This window comes from Lysinibacillus sp. FJAT-14222 (assembly GCF_001278875.1).
In the GTDB taxonomy this organism is placed as follows: domain Bacteria; phylum Bacillota; class Bacilli; order Bacillales_A; family Planococcaceae; genus Lysinibacillus; species Lysinibacillus agricola.
Window position 1 is genome coordinate 4,337 of sequence record NZ_LIYL01000060.1, and the last position, 16,338, is coordinate 20,674.

Below are 16,338 nucleotides of genomic sequence, written 5' to 3' on the forward strand. Positions count from 1 at the left end.
CAGCAACAAGGTTTTTTCACTGTGCGAAAGCGAAGCGACAGCAACAAGGTTTTTTCACTGTGCGACAGCAACATAAGTGGAGGAGCTCGCCATTCCTTAACCATTTTGTTTTTCGGTAGAAAAAGCCTATTGGTTAAATTTATCTTTTTCATTTGTGTAGAATATCAAATCTTCGATATACTATTGATAGGTAATCTGTATAACAATTGAGAATTTTTTGTCATAACTAGAGTAGTTTGACATAGAAGGTAGGAACTAAAGATGTATAAAATAGGTGTTGTTGGCCCAGTAAAATCCGTAGAACGAATTATCGAGTTAGCATATGAAATCGAACAGGATATGGAGTTTATTCCGTATATTTATTCTTTTGCTACAGAAACAAAAAATATTGTAGAAACTCATAATCAAGATGTTGATTTTTGGCTATTTTCGGGATACATACCTTATAAAATTGCTAGTCAGACAAAAATTTCACAGGATAAGCTTGCACATATAATCTTTTCTGAGTCAGCCGTCTATAAAGGCTTTTTAGAGCAATCCTATAAAATGAAAAAATTCATCGAAAGTGTAAGTATTGATTTTATCTCATCACCTGCACAAATGGTCTCAGAAGGTTTGACTGAGATAGAGAAAAATGTAAAGAAAATGTATGTAAAAGAATTTGATGCGGCCATTGATCCGAAAGAATTATTTGATTTTCATTATGAGCTGTGGCAAGAAGGGAAGATCGACTTTGCGTTTACATGTTATCCGTCCGTTGATGAAGAGCTGAAAAAAATGGGGGTTCCCTCCTATTGGGTATCGCCTACAAAAACGGAAATTTACCATACAGTTCAGCTATTTACCGAAAAAATTAAAACGTCGTATTATAAAGAAACGCAAATTGGTGCTGTCATGCTCGAAATAAAAGATTTTGATTCATTGAAGGAAAGAATGAAGCAAGGATATCGTATTCAATATCTAGAATTACGCGTGAAGGAAAATTTACTGCAATTATGCGAACAGATTGATGGCTCCTTAATTGAAGAGGGTAATGGGAGATATACAATTTTCAGTACGAGGGGAGCGATTGAAGGGCAAATTCACTTCATCAAGGAAAAAATGTATCAGCTGTCCATTGAAATGGAGGCGAAGGTCACAGCAGGAATAGGTTTTGCGCAAACGGTATTTAATGCTGAATTAAATGCGCATAGAGCGTTACGTCAAACGAAGGGAAATGAATCGATTGATATTGTCATGATTCAAGATGATGGCACAATTATTGAATCTGTCGGTAATAGCGAGGAGCTAACATATTCCTATAGAGCCGATGATCCTAATATCCTTGAAAAACTTAAAAAAGGCAATGTTAGCATTAAAGCCTACACAAGAATACAAGCGCTTGTTCAAAAAATGAGCTGGAAGCATTTTACGACAAAGGATTTAGCCTCACAGCTTCAAATGAGTGAACGAAATGCGCAGCGTATTGTAGCAGATTTATGTAGTGTAGGCTTAGCGGAAATTTGTGGAGAAGAATTACAGCATACTCGTGGTAGACCGATAAAAATGTATCAGCTCGTAATGTAGTGTCAAGTCTATTAAATATAAAAATGTCCCAAACCAATTAATGGTTTTTGGGACATTTTTTGTTTTGTTGATGGCTTGTGAAAGTAAAAAACTACAAAAAATTTTTAGCTATTTTTCGATTCAAAAAATGTAGATGCATCAACGTTCCCTATTTTCTAAAAGATAATTTAGACCCTTTTTTTATCCGATTGTCTATTAGAAATTTTCAAAAAAATATTGTCATTTCATAAAAAGTCTATTATTATACGAATATATAACGAAAATGTCGCTATATAGAGGAAGTTGATTTTAAATAGATAGGGAGAGATGGAAAAACAGTATGTAGAGGTTGCAAAAGATATTGAAATAGAAAGAATAAGAGTCTGAGTTGTCATAATATTTTGATGTCGATCGAGCTTTTCATCTTATTACTATCAATTGCAGCGATATAGTTTTGTGTTCGTAAAACATGGGAGGGATGTTAATGACAACGAATGAAGTAACAAAAAAAAACAGAAATTTAATCCTGGTACTCTTATTTTTAGGATGGTCATTAGGAAATCTAGATCGTTACATCATGAACTATGCAGTAGTATCGATTACTGGTGATTTAAATTTAGATGCTTCTTCTACTGGTATTATTTTAAGCTCCTTCTTTTTAGGCTATGCGATTATGCAAATACCTGGTGGGTGGCTAGCTGATAAATTTGGTGCTAAAAAAATCTTACTTTTTTCAGTAATTATGTGGTCAATATTCACAGGTTTAACAGCCATAGCTTGGTCTTTAGTTGCAATGATTATCATTCGTTTTTTATTTGGTATTGGGGAAGGTGGGTTCCAACCATCTAGCTCTAAAATTATTGCGACGGTTTTCCCGAGGGAAGAAAGAGGGCGAGCAATGTCAATCATGCTTTCCTCTGGAGGTATCGTGTCGTTAATCGTACCTTTACTCGCAGCTTATTTGTTAGGAACAATTGGTTGGCGCACAATGTTTGTTGTAATTGGTGCTATCGGTGCTATTATCGCATTTTTATATTGGAAATATATCAAACTTCCACAAGATGAAGCGGTGGGAAATAGTGATAGTAAAGAGAACTCTTCAACTAAAGTAAATTTTAAGGAGCTATTTAAGACGCCACTTATGTGGAATTTGATTATTGCTTATTTCTGTATTTATGCAGTGAATTGGGGATTAGTATCTTGGATTCCTACCTATCTTCAGAAAAATCGTGGACTCGATTTAATGTCGATTGGTTGGGCACAAACAATTCCAGCCATCACTACTATTATTGGTGTCTATGGTAGCGGATACATCATTGATAAGCTTCCACAAGGAAAGGATAAAGTGCTAGGTGCGATTTCTTGTGCAGCTATCGGTATTTTATTGTATTTAATGTTTACAGCGGAATCCGTAACAATGTTCATAGGGTACCAAACTATTGTTTCATTATTTATTGCATTTGTTATTACGTTATTACCAGCAATCGTATTAAAGAAATTACCATCTTCCATTACAGGTTCAGCGATGGGGATTGTTAATACAGGTGGACAATTAGCAGGCTTTGTTACACCTATGGCTATCGGATTTATGGTAGATGCTTTTAACGGATCCTTTGATGCAGCCTTTTGGATGTTAATTGGATTTGCAATAATTTGTATCATTGCACTATTAACGTTAAATGATCAAAAAGGAACATTGTTGAATTCATAATCAGGTAATTGGAGGGATAAAAATGAGTTTTCATGAAAAAATTTCGTCATTAATTGAAGCAAAAAGAGATGTAAGCATTGCATTAAGTGATGCAATTTGGGCTGTACCTGAACTTCATTTTCAAGAAAAAAAATCTGTTCAGTATATGAAGGCAGCTTTAGAAAAAGAAGGCTTTGCAACAGAACTTGGAATTGCAGGGCTTGATACAGCACTAGTTGGAACATATGGTTCTGGAAAGCCTGTTATTGCTTTTCTTGGTGAGTATGATGCCTTACCAGGATTAAGTCAAAAAGGTGGAGCTACTCAATGTGAACCGCTAGAGGATAGCGGGAATGGTCATGGTTGTGGGCATAATTTATTGGGCACAGGAGCATTTGCTGCGGCAGTAGCTGTTAAAGATTACTTAGAGCAAAATAATCAATCTGCTACGATTCGCTTTTATGGCTGTCCTGCAGAAGAAAATGGTTCAGGTAAAGCTTATATGGCGAAGGCTGGTATTTTTGATGATGCAGATATTGCAATTTCTTGGCATCCAGGTACTTTTTCAACAGTGATGACTTGTAACTCTCTAGCAAACTATGCAGTTACGTTTAAATTTACTGGAAAAAGCGCACATGCAGCTGCTGCACCTCATCTTGGTAGAAGTGCATTAGATGCTGTTGAATTAATGAATGTAGGGGTAAACTATTTACGTGAGCATGTTGTTCCAGAAGCACGTGTGCATTATGCAGTGACAAACTCGGGTGGGACATCACCGAATGTAGTGCAACCATATGCAGAGGTGACTTACTTAGTAAGAGCACCTAAAAAACAGCAGGTACAAGAGATTTATAAACGTGTAGAAAACATAGCTAAAGGTGCAACATTAATGACCGAAACATCGTTAGAAATCGATTTTGAAGGATCTGCATCAAATCTTATTCCAAATAAAACACTTTATAATATTATGAATAAACAATTACTTGAAATAGGTATGCCAAATTATACAATAGAAGATGAGCAGCATGCACAAACTATTTTCAATACTTTCTCTCCAGAAGTTCAGGCAACAGCATTACTAGGTCTAAAAAAAGATGATGTGGTACAGCTAAAAGATAAAGTAATAGCTAATCACATACCTAGTGTACTACCTGAATTTATAATGGGCGGTTCAACAGATGTTGGCGATGTAAGTTGGAATGTCCCAACTGTTCAATGTACAACGGTATGTATGGCACTTGGTACACCACTTCATACTTGGCAGGTTGTATCACAGGGGGTTATGCCAATAGCACATAAAGGGATGTTACAGGCAGCAAAAGTTATGGCCTGCACTGCTGTTGATTTAATTGATAATCCAGCACTTATTGAAGAAGCTAAAAAAGAATGGAAAGAACGTCTGGATGGAGAGACTTATGTTTCGCTAATTCCAGAAGGTACTAAGCCTCCAAAACTGTAAAAAGTTATTCCATATAGAGTCTTCATAGGGTAAACTATGGAGGCTCTGTTTTTGCCTATTATTAAGTTTATTCTTAGTTAAGTGTACTTATTGAGTAGCTATGGCGTAAGATGCCGTTTTTTGAAAGGAGATCACAAAATGCCGACAGATCATATCAATCATAATAATCACCTTACGGCAGAATGGGTGAAACAGTTTCGTCCTTATGCTAAAGAGGGGAAATGCGCAAGCTATATTCCCGCTTTAGCGGAAAAAGATCCAAATCAATTAGCGATTTCGATTATCGGTACTAATAATGATGAAATGAAAGCCGGAGAGACAACTGAACTATTTACTCTACAAAGTGTTTCAAAAGTCGTTACATTTATTTTAGCGTGTATGGAACGAGGATTACCTTATGTTTTAGAACGAGTAGATGTTGAACCTACAGGTGACACCTTCAATTCAATCATTCGTCTAGAGAGTCATCAGCCTGGAAAACCTTTTAATCCAATGATTAATGCAGGAGCAATTACAGTATCCTCTATGCTTGACGGAAATTCTCCGCAAGAGAAGGTTTCAAAAATCCTTCAATTTTTAGAACAAATCGTGGGCAAGGAATTAAAGGTTAATGAAGAGGTTTATCAATCCGAGTGGCAAACTGCTAATCGAAACCGTTCATTAGCCTATTATTTAATGGATTCTGGCTTTTTAGACTGTCCTGTAGAAGAGGCATTGGAGGTTTATTTGAAACAATGTGCTATTGAAGTAAATGTTTCGGATTTGGCGATGATTGGTTTAGTAATCGCCAATGATGGCTATCATCCTCTATTAAATAAACAGCTCTTTCCAAAGCAAGTAGCAAAATTAGCGAAGGCATTGATGGTTACTTGCGGTATGTATAATGCTTCTGGTAAATTTGCAGCATTTATAGGGTTACCTGCTAAAAGTGGTGTCTCTGGAGCAATTCTTGTGGCTGTACCAAGTCACGCAGGCTTAGATTCACCTTTTCCTGCTGGCTGCGGTATTGGCATTTATGGACCGGCGATTGATACAATCGGGAACAGTGTAGCAGGAGTGAATTTACTAAAGCATATCGCTACCGAGTGGAATATGAATATTTTTTAAGCAATCAAAGAAAGATGACTTCAGTAAATAGACGAAGTCATCTTTTTTGTGATTTTATTTATGTTTAGAAGCAATTTTTACAGATTCCACATTAGCTATAATCGGCGGTAATGATTCTAGTAAGATACCATCGTATTCAACATTCAGCTTATGTCCTAATTGAATTTGTATGTACATAGATTTGTCTACTGGAACCCACATCATCGTGCGATTTTTAGTGGCCATTTCATTGATTGTGTCGCTGTCTAAATTCTCTAGTTTTGTTGGTGAATTTTCGCTAATTAACACTTGTAACCCGTTATCGTCTTTCTTTGTTAAGACATATCCCTCTAATAGTATGTTGTCAAACCAAAATAATACTAGAACTAAGATAACGGTAAACAATAGGGTGATAGAAATAACTACTTTATTGTTAATAAAATTCCCTCCTTTTTCAAATTACAATAACAGGCATGTTAATTTAGGAAAATAAAGAGAATCTGTTCCAATAAATTAGTTGATCACTGAACTTAATGGATGATATTTATGAAACCGTATGCAATGTATATAACTTGATTGGAGCGCAGTAAAGCGCCCAGTCGGAACGTAAATCAACTCCATTCCATGTTCTGGTAATGACCGATAATTTGATTATACTCGTTAATTTGCAATAAAAAAGCCCTGAATAGTTTCACTTTCTTTAAAGTGTCACTATCCAGGACAGTCCTTCTTAGTCTATTGGTTTCTTTCTTTTCATTTTATAAATAAACATTAGTATAATAAACCAAATTGGTGTTAAAAGTAATGCTGTACGTGTTGCCTCTGAAATGAACATAACTACTAATAGAAATGCAAAGAAGGCAAGTACTAAATAGTTTACGAACGGAGTAAAAGGTGCTTTAAAAATTGACGCCTCATGAAGTGCACGATTTTTTCGTTTATAAATGATATGAGAGATTAAAATAATACTCCACACCCAAATAAAGCAAATAGCGCTTATCGTTGTAACAACACTAAAGGCGTTCTCAGGCATCAATTTACTTAATAACGCCCCTGCGGATACAACAATTGCAGAAATAACGAGTGCGTTACTTGGTACACTGTTTTTATTTAGCTTTGCAAACGATGGCGAAGCTTGCTTGTTGCTGCCAAGATTAAAAAGCATGCGGCTTGTAGAGAATAAACCACTATTACCCGCCGAAGCAGCAGATGTTAGAACGACAAAATTAATAATACCTGCAGCAATTGGTATGCCAGCTAGTGTAAATACTTGTACAAACGGACTACTTGAGGCAGACATTTCATGCCAAGGATTAATGCATAAAATAACAAATAGCGCACCTACGTAGAATAATAAAATGCGTATGGGAATTTTGTTAATGGCAGAAGGAATATTTTTTTTAGGATCAGCCGTTTCTGCAGCAGAAACTCCTACTAATTCGACACCAACAAAAGCGAAAACAACCATTTGGAATGCCATTAGGAAGCCGTATAGGCCGTTCGGGAATAACCCGCCATGTGCCACAAGATTTTCAACTGTAACCGTGCCAGTGCTTGTTTGAAAGCCTGTAAATAACATGATTAGTCCAATAATAATCAGTGCAACAATTGTGATGATTTTTATAAGGGCAAACCAAAATTCTAGCTCACCGAATAGTTTTACAGTTAATAAATTCAAAGTTAATAACAATACTAAACAGCCAATTGCTGGCACCCATTGAGGTATATCAAACCAATATTGTGTATAAACGCCGACAGCAATAATATCTGCCATAGCGGTCATGATCCAGCAGAACCAGTAAGTCCAGCCAGTGATGTAACCTGCCCAAGGTCCTATGTATTCGGATGCAAAATCAGTAAATGATGTATAGCCAGCATTTGATAATAACAGTTCACCTAATGCACGCATGACAAAAAATAGGGCAGTTCCGACAATTAGATAGGCAAAAATGATGGAAGGACCCGCTAAGGCAATGGCTTTACCTGATCCTAAAAATAAACCGGTACCTATTGTTCCGCCAATAGCAATGAGCTGTACATGGCGATTTTTTAAATCACGTTTTAATTGTGGTTGTTCCACGTTAATCCCCCTCAAAGATGAGTAAAAACTATGACTGGAAAATAAAAAGAGACTAGTAGTGACACTAGTCTCGTAAACGTCAGAATAACAAATACCAATTGTGGATGTCGGATATAAAAAGTTAAACATCGCGTGGTATAGCTTTCATGATGAAAGTTAATATTACTCCTCTGTCCTTTTGCCTGAGATAGTGAACCCTTCGGCGACGCAAATTGCGCTCTCTCCAGAACTGCTCCTGCTATAGTGTAATCCATAGCATTCATAGCTTGTATTGTATGTCTTGATGACATTATTTTAAGATATTATAAATCCTATCAGTGCCTTCCTAATTATTCAAGGATAAATTTCAGTCATTTTCAGAAAAAAAGAAGATTGGAGCTCGTCTAGGTAAATACTTTACGAAAAATAGTATTTTTAGACATACGTTAAAATATGGATAATATTTAATTTGTGGTATAAAATGGCGCATTCCCTAAAATTATGGATGAAATTTTTAAAAATGTATGCCTTTTGTATAATTGATCTTCGTTCCAACTGGGCGACTCCTTGGGGATCAGCGTCTCAGATAGACCCTGCAGCGAAGCCCCAGTCGGAACGAAAATCAACCACACATTATGGTGATGAGCTTATAAAGTGTTAAAGTAGGTGGGTTATTGGAAATACGAGGGAGGCATCTTGCATTTTGGCTAGGGAATGTGAATGTGAGAAGTATATTAACTCACGTTACTTTACCTTTTTCTGTAAAACGAACTTATCAGACGTTAAACAATAAATATAACAGGAGTGTTGATTAGGAAAAAATAGGTTTATTATTGAGCGATAAAAGGATTTTTTGTTGCTATTTTGCTAATATATTCCCATTTTTAACTGATTGTAGCGTAGGGATACTCGAGTGCTCCTGTCGCTTCGCTTTCGTCGCAGAGCAAAGCTTCCCGCGGGAAAGCGAGTAGCCCGTAGCGGAAATCAGCGCCTTCTAATTAATTAGGGTGGATAAAAGTGGTTAATCAACACACCTGTAAATATAATATAGTAGAAACTCAGAATTTTTTGCAAAAAAGTAAACCATCTCATAGTCATTTGAGATGGTTTCTTTCTGTGTAAAACAAAGCGACATAGGCAAATATAAATAAATTAATTTAGTTTCTATGAATGAATTAATTTATATTAGTCACTACTGCCTTATCGATTTTTGTTTCATTAATTATTTTTTGGACTTTATTTTACCTGTCCAAGTACGGAAGCCGCCTTGAAGTTGGTAAATTTGGTTGTAGCCACGTTTTTTTAGAAATAGAGCAGCACGTGAGCTACGGCCTGTATTTTGACAGTATAAATATACTGGTAAATCTGGGCGGATTTCTTTGTAACGTTGACGTAGAGTAGTCGAAGGAACATTACGTGCACCAAGAATGTGACCAGCATCAAATTCTTTTTGTTCACGTACGTCGATAAGCTGTGCTTTACGATAGCCTTCAATAAATTGTTCTTGTGTTAGGTTTGTTACGGCTTTTTTTAGTCGTAGGGCATTGATGCCGATATATGCAATGACAACTACTAAAATAACACCGATTGTGATAAGTATGTTCAACAAAATTTCTTACCCCTTTCTATCTTCTTTATTATTATAAAAGATGCGCTAGCGATAGTCCAATGAGTTTGATAAAATTAATTAGATTGTGGCTAGAATTAATTTATCTATATGTATGGATGTTATTAGTGAAAGGTCACAGAATCATTCCACTCCATTCATAGACTTGGGTGGATGATTACTTCAATAAAGAATAGAACTAAACGCAGAGTGTCAAAATTTTGAGAAGCATTATTTTGTACACGTTCGCAAAGGTTAATTTAATATTCGTAGGAGATGAAAATATGACAACTTGGTATTTTCTAAATTCAGGGAAATGTAGCCCTTCTTTTAATATGGCATTAGATGAGGCATTACTTGATTGGCATAGTGAAGGTTTAATTCCACCAGTCATTCGTTTTTATGAGTGGGAGCCAGCAACTCTTTCGATTGGTTATTTTCAACAAGCGGAAAGAGATATCAATTTAGAGGCAGTGCGAAAACAAGGACTAGGCTTTGTTCGTCGACCAACAGGCGGTAGAGCCGTTTTACATGAACATGAGTTGACATATAGCGTCATTGTTACAGAAAGCTATCCAAATATGCCTGAATCAGTGACAGAGGCATATAGAGTGTTAAGTGAAGGTATATTGCAAGGTTTTCATAATCTAGGCATGGATGCTTATTTTAGTGTGCCTGATACAGATGAAAAAAGAGCAGACTTAAAGAAACCTAAAAGTGCAGTTTGTTTTGATGCGCCAAGCTGGTACGAGCTTGTCGTAGAAGGTAAAAAAATAGCTGGTAGTGCACAAACTCGTCAAAAAGGTGTTATTTTACAGCACGGAGCCATTTTACTAGATTTAGATCAAGAGAAATTATTGTCTGTTTTCAATTTTTCAAGTGAAGAAGCTAAAGAACGTATGCGTAGAAAGCTACCGGAAAAAGCAGTTGCTATCAATAGCCTTGTAAAAGAACCCGTGACTATTAAACAATGTGTGACAGCTTTTCGTGATGGTTTTGCAAAATCGTTGCAAATTGATTTAAAACCATTTACACTTTCTGAGGAGCAATTAGAATATGTGCATGCACTTGAAGAAAAAAAATATGCATGTGATGATTGGAACTTCAAAAAATAAAAAATGGTATAAGAAAAATATTTTTTTATCGTTCAACCCTTGTGATAACAAGCAGTTCGGATTCTATTCGAAATTGCAAGAGTTGCATTAAAAAACTATATATAGTATCTTTTTTAAAGAAACATACACAATATGTAGTGTTTAGCGACACGATATATTGTGTATTTATTATGTAAGGCAGAAAATAAGGGAGGCAAAACGATGGTACTTACAAATCATCAACCCGAAGTAAACAAATTTGAACAGTTAAACAAAGATATTGAACAATTTCCGCAGGTTCATCCTGTAACATCTGAAATGCACATTACGCATAAAGGTGTATCAAGACTTGTGATGATCGATCGCTACTCGTTTAAGGATACGGAGAAGAAAACGTTAAAAGCCGGTGATTTTGTCGTATTAACAGTGAAGTCAGATCCAAAATTCCCTGCACGTGGTTTAGGGACAATCCAAAAGCTTGATATGTCTACGAAAACAGCAGAAATTTTGATTGAGGAAGATTACCGTAGTGCTTTAGATGATCCGAAAGAGCAAGAAACGGGTGTGATTACGCGTTCAATTGACGTGCTAGAAAAGCCTCTTGAAATATTTTATGAACAAATCGCAAAACGAAATGCAACAGGACTTGCTGCTGTTGAAAAAACACCAGAGAAACGCCAAGAATGGTTTGAGAAGTTTTATGAGCAGCTAGTATCATTAAAATTCATTCCAGCTGGACGAGTTATTTACGGAGCAGGATCTGAAACAGATGTAACTTTCTTCAACTGTTACGTAATGCCATTTGTAGCAGATTCACGTGAAGGAATAAGTGATCACCGTAAGCAAGTGATGGAAATTATGAGCCGCGGTGGTGGTGTAGGGACAAATGGTTCAACATTGCGTCCACGTAACACTTTAGCACGTGGTGTAAATGGTAAATCATCTGGTTCCGTTTCATGGTTAGATGATATTGCTAAACTGACTCATCTTGTCGAACAAGGTGGTTCCCGTTAACCGAAAACGGCGGGATTAAAATCTCGTGAATTGCTGGAACACCCTGAGAGCTTTTCTTGCTACAACGTAAACTGTGAAGTTAGGCGTGAATGCTTGAAAAAAGAAAAGATTGGGCAATCAGCAGCGAAGCATCTATGGAAACGTAGTTGAACGTTCAACGACTATTGAACCTTCCTAAACTTTGAACCACATCGGAGGTGGAAGCATGGAAGAAGTAAATCGTATTGTACGGAGACGTCCTTACGAGGCGCGAGACAAAGAACGATTGATTAAAAAAATTATTGAGTTGCATGAAAATGGTATGAGCCAAGTTGATATTGCAAAAACACTTCACATAGGAAGAGGAACAATCCTTAGATGGAATAAAGAGCTAGAGCTTTTTAAAGCGAGAAAGCCTGGGCAAGCAGGAAAGCTGAAAAATAAGAAGTATCATTATGATGAACACTACTTTAAAAATATCAATACAGCGAATAAGGCTTATTTAGTAGGTTATATTACAGGTGATGGTACTATATATGATCGTGGTAAATCGAAACGTATAGTTTTATCACTTGCTGAACAGGACCGGCAACTGCTTGAAGATATCGCAAAAGAACTGTCTATGCAAGAAGCGATTAAATTCCGTAAACGCCGTGCACCAAATGAACAAAACAAATACTCTTTAATAATTAATTCAACAGAAATGTGCAATGATTTAATGAGGTTGGGTATTACACCTCGAAAAACAGGTTTTGAAAGTTGGATTGATTTTAAAAATGAGGATTTGCAATGGACTTATTTAAGAGGTTTTTTTGATGCAGATGGTCATTTTTCCAAGCGTGGGAGAATAGGTTTTACAGGTAATCGTCAAATGCTTTTATCATTACTCCAATTTTTGCATAATCAACAACTAGCTTTAACCGTCCATAAAGTTTACCCAAAACAAGGATGCGTTGACTTATTCATTAATCGAAAAGCTGATGTGTTAAAGATTGTTCGAAAGTTATACGGTCATGGTTCCTTACAACTCAATAGAAAATATGAAAAAATCAAATCCTTCTTTGATGATATAGTCTGATCTTATGTGAAAGCATAAGAATGTGGCAGAAATGACCACATCAAAAAAGTATTTTAAAATATTTTTTTGTAACAAAAAGCGTGGGGCACAGATGATTATGCTGGCAGATTGGCATCCTGATATCGTGGAATTTATTATTTCAAAAATGCAAAATCCACGTATTCTACGATACCTAATCGAAAATACAACGGATAAAACAATTATTCGTCTAGCAAAAGAAAAATTAAACTTTAAGCCTCTTTCATCCCAAGAGGAAGCTATGTATCAAGGCATTGTGAACTATAAAAATATCGAAGGCTTAGGCGGTTTTGATACGGGTATTATTCGTGAAGCGGAAAACAAATTACGCGACGGTGGTACGTATACTGTTCACAATCCAGAGTTTTTAACTGGTGCAAATATTTCTGTAACATTAACAAAAGAATTTATGCAAGCTGTAGAAAATGACGCTGACTTTGAGCTACGTTTCCCAGCTGTTGAAGAATATACAAAAGAAGAGATGGCTATTTACAACAGTGAGTGGCATAAAGTTGGAGATGTGCGCGAATGGGAGAAAATGGGCTATAAAGTACGCACATATCGTACGATTAAAGCTCAGGAATTATGGAATTTAATCAACGTTTGTGCAACGTACTCTGCAGAGCCAGGTATTTTCTTCATCGACAACGCCAATGACATGACAAACGCAAAAGCTTATGGTCAAAGCGTTGTAGCGACAAACCCATGTGGGGAACAACCACTTGCACCATATTCTGTGTGTAACTTAGCAGCTGTTAACTTAGCACAGTTTGCGAATAAAGAAAATCAAACAATTGATTACGAAGCACTGCGTGAAACAGTTCGTGTTGGTGTTCGTATGCAAGATAATGTTATTGATGCTACACCATACTTCTTAGAAGAAAACCGTGTACAAGCTCTAGGAGAGCGTCGTGTTGGCTTAGGCGTAATGGGCTTAGCGGACTTACTAATTTATTGTGAGAAAGAATATGGCTCAGAAGCGGGTAATGAGCTAGTTGATGAAATCTTTAAAACGATTGCTGAAACTGCTTATGAGGCGTCAACAGAGCTTGCAAAAGAACGCGGTAGCTTCCCATTCCTTGTAGGAGCAACAGAGGAAGAAACAGCACGTTTACGTAAAGCATTTACTGAAACAGGCTTTATGCAAAAAATGCCTGCACACATTAAAGAGCAAATTTTAACAACAGGTATTCGCAACTCGCATTTACTGACAGTAGCTCCAACTGGTTCTACTGGTACAATGGTTGGTGTGGCAACGGGTCTTGAGCCATACTTCTCATTCACATATTACCGTTCTGGTCGCCTAGGTAAATTCATCGAGGTAAAAGCAGAAATCGTACAAGAATATTTAGAACGTCATCCGGAAGCTAATGAGAATGAACTTCCTGAATGGTTCGTTACGGCGATGGAGTTAAAACCAGAAGCACATGCTGATGTACAATGTATCATCCAAAAATGGATTGATTCATCAATTTCAAAAACTGTAAACGCACCAAAAGGTTATACAGTACAACAAGTTGAAAAAGTGTACGAGCGCTTATATAGCGGTGGCGCTAAAGGTGGTACGGTCTATGTAGATGGTAGCCGTGATTCACAAGTACTTACACTGAAAGCTGAAGAAAATGATATGGATCAACTATCATTTGAGGAAGAGTTAGTAGAAGTACCAACGAAGCGTCCTGTTGTATTAGTAGATACGATTCAAGCATTAGAATCGACAACAGTTGTTGGTTCGGATGTAGGAAATACTTGTCCTGTATGCCGTAAAGGAACGGTCGAAGAAATCGGTGGCTGTAATACATGTACAAACTGTGCTGCACAGTTAAAATGTGGCTTATAAAATAATAAAAAGTGTCTATCTGTTGATTTGAAATAAAGTCGTACCGTTTATAAAAAAGATGTATCGTTTAAAATAAAGTTATACCGTTTGTAAAAAAGTTGCACCGTTTTACCCCTTTGGATAATATTAATCTAAAGGGGTGTTTTCATGTCAAAACGAACTAGAACATCTAAAATAGAAAAGTGGATTAAAGAAGGTCGTGGCTCTGGAGTTGGACCATGGTTAAACATTCAAGATGTGTCTTCTAAAGGTCGGTCTACACGTTTAAAAGGTATTAAAAAAAATAGACAGCATGAATTTCTATCAGAATTGGAACGAAACTACTTTTATTTAACTGAATATTCTGATTTCGTTGTTGATATTCGAGAACAATTTCCTTTATTGCCGTTGGAAGAAACAATTGTCATTGCAGATGAATTAGGTCTTAAACATCCTACAAAACTTTATTCCAATCCAACATGAGAGGCTTATTTGTCATCTATATAAAGAATGTTCAAAGTGTAAAAAGATAAAATATTATAAGGATTTTACTATGAGTAAAGGTAAGATTAAAAACATTTGTTGTCAATGCTCTGCTGAAAAGAAAGAAAAGAGCTTGGATTATCAGTTAATGATTATGTATTTTGTAAAATGTCATACCTTATTACAAACTGTGTAAACTTAGTGTCTAAGTTTTTCGATTTAAACTAAGAGTGTGCGTACTTTGTGTCTCATTTAATCTATTTGCTAAAACTATATCAATATCTAATGATTGAAAGTCGTTCATTTTAGAATCTCCTTGGTTGCTTAGATTAAGAGGTGATTTATTATAGTAATCAATTGTCTAAAAGGGGAAAAGGATAGATCAAGAATTGGGTATATTTGGTAAAATTAACACAAGAAATTGAAATGTAATTGATGATAAAGTGGAAAAAGAGTTTTTACTTTTTTGACCAATCAAAAATTTAGGGGTGATTAGTGATGACACTTAAATGGTTGTGGATATTGGTTATTGCGTTTTGCGTACTAGAATGGATTTCAATCCCATTCATAAATGCATTTACAGGAAAACTGTATCAATTAGTTGATGGTGTATTAATAATTACTTTTATTATTTATCCATTATTTTTCTTGACTTCTCTTTTATTATTACAAAAGGGGAATAAAAAAATTGGTGCAGTAATTTTGCTTATTCCACTAATTGTGTACGCCCCTTTGTTAATAAGTCTTCAAACGTTGCTTAAATAATGTATTACTAATTGAGCTAACGGGGTGCTTTAGTGCAACGAGGGTTTCAAAAATAATCGAACTTTTTTATAAAGAATTTAATCTATCACATTAAATAAGAGCATGTTTTGATCAATCATTTTTTCAAAACATGCTCTTTAGTTTTGTTCTCATATCAAGATTGATATCGTTAATTTAATCAAACTTTATTACAAATCTAAACTATCTCGTCAACAAGACGGATAGGTACTTTTTTATCTTCATTTAGACAAACGCCAGTTACGGAAGTCTCACACCTTTAGGGAGGAGATGGTTGTCCAAACCACTTATCCCGTGTAAACGACCAGTCGTCGAAAATCTATTCGCATAAATAATGGAAAAATCCATGGTGAAAACGAATGAAAGAACTATGATGATATTGAAGTGCGGATTGACCAGGCATGCGAAGAGCCCAAAGTTATTTTTCACGCAGATATGATAATTTATAAAAAGTCTGATTGTTTATAATAAAGGTTGATAATTTATATTAAAGTTTGATAATTTATATTAAAGTTTGATCAAAATCCTGATGTGATAATGCAGAATTTTTTCTTGTTCAGCAATCGGGCCATTTTCTGGAATAAGAGATAGTATAAAAATCGTGTTTACGTACTTTAAAAATGTT

General features: G+C 35.8%; 11 protein-coding genes, 3 pseudogenes and 1 riboswitch. Of the genes and pseudogenes, 11 read left to right on the top strand and 3 right to left on the bottom strand.

Annotation, left to right across the window (positions count from 1 at the left end; genetic code table 11):
* From AN161_RS30390 to AN161_RS25060, 5 genes are all read left to right on the top strand, one after another.
* Positions 1–210: hypothetical protein (locus AN161_RS30390; RefSeq protein ID WP_206743149.1), on the top strand; the 210-nt coding region annotated here is incomplete at its 5' end.
* Positions 211–261: 51 nt separating this feature from the next.
* Positions 262–1,566, top strand: coding sequence for a hypothetical protein (locus tag AN161_RS25045; protein WP_053597039.1), 1,305 nt, complete (start codon positions 262–264; stop codon positions 1,564–1,566).
* 463 nt (positions 1,567–2,029) lie between these two features.
* Entirely contained in the window at positions 2,030–3,256 is a 1,227-nt protein-coding gene (locus AN161_RS25050) for an MFS transporter (RefSeq protein ID WP_053597040.1), read from the top strand.
* 22 nt (positions 3,257–3,278) lie between these two features.
* Complete coding sequence (locus AN161_RS25055) at positions 3,279–4,694, top strand: M20 family metallopeptidase (RefSeq protein WP_053597041.1); 1,416 nt, start codon at positions 3,279–3,281, stop codon at positions 4,692–4,694.
* A 138-nt stretch (positions 4,695–4,832) separates the two neighbouring features.
* Positions 4,833–5,801 (top strand): glutaminase, encoded by a 969-nt coding sequence (locus tag AN161_RS25060; protein WP_053597042.1) that lies wholly within the window; start codon positions 4,833–4,835, stop codon positions 5,799–5,801.
* Positions 5,802–5,855: 54 nt separating this feature from the next.
* Here AN161_RS25060 and AN161_RS25065 read toward each other — a convergent pair whose 3' ends face one another.
* From AN161_RS25065 to AN161_RS25075, 3 genes are all read right to left on the bottom strand, one after another.
* The gene (locus AN161_RS25065; protein ID WP_053597043.1) at positions 5,856–6,185 is read right to left on the bottom strand and encodes a DUF3221 domain-containing protein; all 330 of its coding nucleotides are present in this window, start codon (positions 6,183–6,185) and stop codon (positions 5,856–5,858) included.
* A gap of 325 nt (positions 6,186–6,510) precedes the next feature.
* Positions 6,511–7,860: an amino acid permease gene (locus AN161_RS25070; RefSeq protein WP_053597044.1), complete on the bottom strand. Its 1,350-nt coding sequence runs from the start codon at positions 7,858–7,860 to the stop codon at positions 6,511–6,513.
* A gap of 160 nt (positions 7,861–8,020) precedes the next feature.
* Positions 8,021–8,097: riboswitch (glycine riboswitch) on the bottom strand.
* A gap of 964 nt (positions 8,098–9,061) precedes the next feature.
* Entirely contained in the window at positions 9,062–9,445 is a 384-nt protein-coding gene (locus AN161_RS25075; RefSeq protein WP_053597083.1) for a rhodanese-like domain-containing protein, read from the bottom strand.
* Between the two features lie 284 nt (positions 9,446–9,729).
* Here AN161_RS25075 and AN161_RS25080 point away from each other — a divergent pair, with 284 nt between their 5' ends.
* The 6 genes and pseudogenes from AN161_RS25080 to AN161_RS25110 all read left to right on the top strand — a co-directional run bounded on the left by AN161_RS25080 (position 9,730) and on the right by AN161_RS25110 (position 15,695).
* A complete protein-coding gene (locus AN161_RS25080) occupies positions 9,730–10,560 on the top strand; it encodes a biotin/lipoate A/B protein ligase family protein (RefSeq protein ID WP_053597045.1) in 831 nt (276 codons plus the stop codon).
* Positions 10,561–10,761: 201 nt separating this feature from the next.
* Positions 10,762–11,550: pseudogene (locus tag AN161_RS25085) on the top strand (ribonucleotide reductase N-terminal alpha domain-containing protein); the annotation flags it as partial.
* Between the two features lie 208 nt (positions 11,551–11,758).
* Entirely contained in the window at positions 11,759–12,610 is an 852-nt protein-coding gene (locus tag AN161_RS28345; protein ID WP_082340421.1) for an LAGLIDADG family homing endonuclease, read from the top strand.
* Positions 12,611–12,686: 76 nt separating this feature from the next.
* Positions 12,687–14,468 (top strand): annotated as a pseudogene (locus AN161_RS25100) (vitamin B12-dependent ribonucleotide reductase); the annotation flags it as partial.
* Positions 14,469–14,615: 147 nt separating this feature from the next.
* Positions 14,616–14,906: pseudogene (locus AN161_RS25105) on the top strand (heteromeric transposase endonuclease subunit TnsA); the annotation flags it as partial.
* A gap of 522 nt (positions 14,907–15,428) precedes the next feature.
* Positions 15,429–15,695, top strand: coding sequence for a hypothetical protein (locus AN161_RS25110; protein WP_053597047.1), 267 nt, complete (start codon positions 15,429–15,431; stop codon positions 15,693–15,695).
* The last annotated feature ends 643 nt before the right edge of the window (positions 15,696–16,338 follow it).